This window comes from Streptomyces sp. NPDC002889, assembly GCF_042888425.1.
GTDB lineage: Bacteria > Actinomycetota > Actinomycetes > Streptomycetales > Streptomycetaceae > Streptomyces.
In genome coordinates this window covers 1-3,505 of sequence record NZ_JBIAPT010000066.1, presented here as the reverse complement: position 1 = coordinate 3,505, position 3,505 = coordinate 1, and the positions used below count along the sequence as shown (strand labels likewise).

Here is a 3,505-nt window from a genome sequence, read left to right as displayed (position 1 = left end):
ATGTTGAGCTCGGCGTAGGTCAGGGTGGTGTCGTTGCAGACCACGGCGGCCGCGTCGGGGTTCGCCTCGGCCTGCGCCTCGAACAGCCCCGGCAGCGTCGTGCCCCCGGTCGCCGTGACGGTGTCGTTGCGGGTGACGAGCAGGTCCTGCCGCTCCTCGTCGGAGAGCAGGTCGATCCGGCCGATCGGCCGGTCGGCATCGGTGACGACGAGGTCGAGCACCCGGATCAGCCGGTCGACGAGCCCCTCGGCCATGGCCCGGTCGAAGAGGTCGTCGCGGTAGTCCAGGCGCAGGTAGAGACGCCGGCCCGGGGCGGCGATCAGGGTGAGCGGATAGTGCGTCGCGTCCCGCCCGCCGCCGAGGTCCGGAGTGATCCGCAGTGGGGTGCCCGACGGGTCGGCGGGGGCGTCCCAGGGGTAGTTCTCGAACACCAGGGACGTGTCGAAGAGGTCGCCCAGCCCGGCGAGCTGCTGGATGCGGGCCAGCCCGAGGTGGTGGTGCGCGGTCAGCCGCGACTGCTCGTCCTGGAGCCGCACGACGGCGGACAGCAGCGACTGCGCCGGGTCCAGCCTGACCCGGACGGGCACCATGGTGATGAGCAGACCCACCATGGCCTCGACGCCGGGCAACTGCGGGTTGCGTCCCGCCACGACGGCTCCGAACACCACGTCGTCATGCCCCGTGCGCCGGCTCAGCACCAGACCCCAGGCGGCCTGCAGGACGGTGTTCAGGGTCACGCCGTGCCGCCGCGCCCACTCGGTGAGCGCCGTCGTGCGATCCTCGTCCAGCTCGACGGTGATCCGTTCCGGCATCAGCGCGGCGCGCCCGGGATCCACCGGCGTGAGCAGGGTCGGCTGCTCCAGGCCGGCGAGCGCCTCGCGCCAGGCGGCGTCCGCCGCCGGGCGGTCCTGCCGCGCGAGCCACTCCAGGTACTGCCGGTACGGGGTCACCCGGGGCAGCGCGGCCGTGTCGCCGTGGCTGCCGTACAGCGTGATCAACTCGCGGACGAGGATGGGCGTCGACCAGCCGTCGAGCAGGATGTGATGAGTGGACATGATCAGGCGGTGGTGCTCCGCGGCCAGCCGCACCAAGGAGAAGCGCAGCAGCGGAGGCTCGGCCAGGTCGAAGCGGCGGCCGTGCTCCTTGGCGGCGAGCCGCATCAGCTCCGCTTCCGCCTCGGCGGCGGGGAGCGACGAGAGGTCGAACTCCTGCCAGGGAAGCGTGAACTCACGCGGTATCAGCTGAATGGTCTGTCCCGAGTCCACCTGCCGGAAACCGGCACGCAAATTCGGGTGCCGCTGCATGAGTGCGCGGACCGCCGCCCGCAGGCGCGCCCCGTCGAGGGTGCCCTCGATGTCGAAGACGTGCTGCACCGCGTAGACGTCCGCGCCATCCTGCTCATAGCGGGAGTGGAACAGCAGTCCCTCCTGCATCGGGGAGAGGGGCAGGATGTCTTCCAGGCCCGACGACGTCATTTCTGAATCCTCCACGCGGCTTCGAGTTGCTCGATGTCCTGCTGGCTGAGTTCGGTCAGAGGGAAGTCCGAGGGCGTGTGACCACCGGTGTCGGACCGATCGGCATGCCGGACCACGCCGCGGATCGCCTGGAACCAGTGCTCGGCGAGGACACGGACGTGCTGCTCGGGCCACAGATCCGGAGCCCACGTCCAGACGGCCTCCAGCCACGGCCCGTCGGGGGCGTCGCGCACCATCGAGTTGACCTCCAGTCCGTGCGCCAGGGCGGTAGCCGGATCGGCGCCGCTCAGCAGGCCCGTCTCCGACGCCACCGTCCACGCCGGACTGCCGGGAACCAGCGGGGTGCCCGCCGCCGGGAACCGGCCGAGGTAGTTGAACCCCAACTGGGGCACGGTGAGTCCGGCCAGCTCCGGCCCCGTCGTGGGATTGAGGTGACGCAGCAGACCGAAGCCCACGCCCCGGTCAGGCAGTGACCGCAGCTGCTCCTTGACTCCCTTCAGCGCCGGCCCGACGGCCGGTCCGCCGCCGACGACCTCCTCCCAGACCAGCGGGCCCGGGTCGATCCGTACGGGATACAGCGACGTGAACCAGCCCACGGTGCGCGACAGGTCCGTGCCCTCGATGATGTCCTCGCGGCCATGCCCCTCCACGTCCACCAGCAGCGCCGTGTGCCGCCCGCGGGCGTGACCGCGGCGCCACTGGGCGACCGCCAGGGCGAGCGCTGTCAGCAGAACGTCGTTGACCCCGGCGTGGAAGGCCGCGGGCACCGTGGTCAGGAGCGGGGCGGTGACCTCGGGCGGGAGGGACAGCGTGAGGTCGCGGGCCCGGCCGACGGTGTCCCTCCCGGGGTCAAGTCGGCCGGCGGTCAGCGGCGGGTCGGCCGCGGCGAGCAGGTCGGTCCACAGCGTCGCCTCCGCGGCGCGGGTCGGCTGTCGGGCCTCCGCCATCAGCAGCCGCGACCAGCCACGCAGCGAGGTGCGCACCGGATCCAGCCGGGGCGGGCGGCCGAGCGCGACCGCCTCCCAGGCGGCGACCAGGTCCGGGAGCAGGATCCGCCAGGACACGCCGTCCACCACCAGATGGTTGACGAGACACAGCAGCCGACCGGGGAGAGCCGGTCCGGCGTCGAACCAGACGGCCCGGAGCAGCAGACCCCGCTCGGCCGACAGGCCGGCGGCCGCCGCCGCCAAGTGGCTGCGGATCAGCGCCTCGTCGACGGCGGCGCCGCCGAGGTCGACGCGGTGCACCAGGCCGGCGGCCGACACGGTGCCAACCGGCCGAACCTCCAGCGACCACGGCAGCCCGGCCGTGCCGCCGGGCTTCCGGATCAGCCGCAGCGCGTCGTGGTGGTCCAGGAGTGTCTGGACGGCTGCGGTGAGACGGTCCTCGCCGAGACCGGCCGGTACCTCCAGCAGCATCGCTTGGTGGAACTGGTCGATTTCACCGCCGCGCGCGTCGAACCAGCGCATGATCGGGGTCGGTTCCACCGGGCCGATGCCCGAGGCGTCGGCCTCCGGGGCCGTCGGGCCCGTTTCCTCGGCGACCTCGGCCAGTCCGGCCGCCGTCCGCTGCTCGAAGACGTCCCGGACCGCGAACCCGATACCTGCCGACCGCGCCAGGCTGACCAGGCGGATCGAGACGATACTGTCCCCGCCGAGCGCGAAGAAGTCCTCGTCGGGACCGACCCGGTCCACCCCCAAGGCCTGCGCGAACAGCTCGCCGAGCAGCCGCTCGCGCGCGGACGACGGCTCGCGGTTCGGCGCGTGCGCCTGCGCGGCCGGGGCGGGGGTGGGCAGCGCGGCCCGGTCGAGCTTGCCGTTGGCCGTCAGCGGGAGGCGGTCCAGCGGGACCAGCGCGGAGGGCAACATGTAGTCCGGCAGCCGCCGCCGCGCGAACTCGCGCAGGCTTTCCGCCGATGCCGTGGCGCTCATGACCACGTAGGCGATCAGGCGGGTGTTGCCGGGGTGGTCGTTGTGGAGGGTGACGGCGGCGTGGGTGATGTCGGGGTGGTCGGTGAGGACTTTTTCGAT

The 3,505-nt window shown here is 72.7% G+C and carries 2 protein-coding genes; both read right to left on the bottom strand.

The genetic code is table 11. The annotated features are described in order from the left end of the window. Nucleotides 1–1,475: condensation domain-containing protein (locus ACFYWI_RS38330; protein WP_389240788.1), on the bottom strand; the 1,475-nt coding region annotated here is incomplete at its 3' end. Next, nucleotides 1,472–3,505, bottom strand: a 2,034-nt coding sequence (locus ACFYWI_RS38325; protein ID WP_389240786.1) for a condensation domain-containing protein, incomplete at its 5' end; no start/stop codon positions are given. The genes ACFYWI_RS38330 and ACFYWI_RS38325, both read right to left, overlap by 4 nt.